The 483-nt window shown below is 71.4% G+C and carries 1 protein-coding gene; it reads left to right on the top strand.

Annotation, left to right across the window (positions count from 1 at the left end; all coding sequences use genetic code 11):
* Nucleotides 1–483 (top strand): methionine adenosyltransferase domain-containing protein (locus OP86_RS32600; protein ID WP_030261274.1); only part of this gene is annotated, 483 nt, incomplete at both ends.

Here is a 483-nt window from a genome sequence, read left to right as displayed (position 1 = left end):
CCACCGACGGCTACCGGCTGCTGGTGAACCCGACCGGCCGCTTCGAGATCGGCGGCCCGATGGGCGACGCCGGCCTGACCGGCCGCAAGATCATCATTGACACCTACGGCGGCATGGCCCGCCACGGCGGCGGTGCCTTCTCCGGCAAGGACCCGTCCAAGGTGGACCGTTCGGCCGCGTACGCGATGCGCTGGGTGGCGAAGAACATCGTCGCCGCCGGCCTCGCCCGCCGCGCCGAGGTGCAGGTCGCGTACGCGATCGGCAAGGCCGAGCCGGTCGGCCTGTTCGTGGAGACCTTCGGCACCGAGACCGTGCCGGTCCTCAGCATCCAGAAGGCCGTCTCGGAGGTCTTCGACCTGCGCCCGGCCGCGATCATCCGCGACCTGGACCTGCTGCGGCCGATCTACTCCCAGACCGCCGCGTACGGCCACTTCGGCCGTGAGCTGCCGGACTTCACCTGGGAGCGCACCGACCGCGTCGAGC

The organism is Streptomyces novaecaesareae (genome assembly GCF_000716875.1).
GTDB classification, from domain to species: Bacteria; Actinomycetota; Actinomycetes; order Streptomycetales; family Streptomycetaceae; genus Kitasatospora; species Kitasatospora novaecaesareae.
Note: the sequence above shows the minus strand (reverse complement) of the source record. Positions and strands in the feature narration are given on the sequence as shown.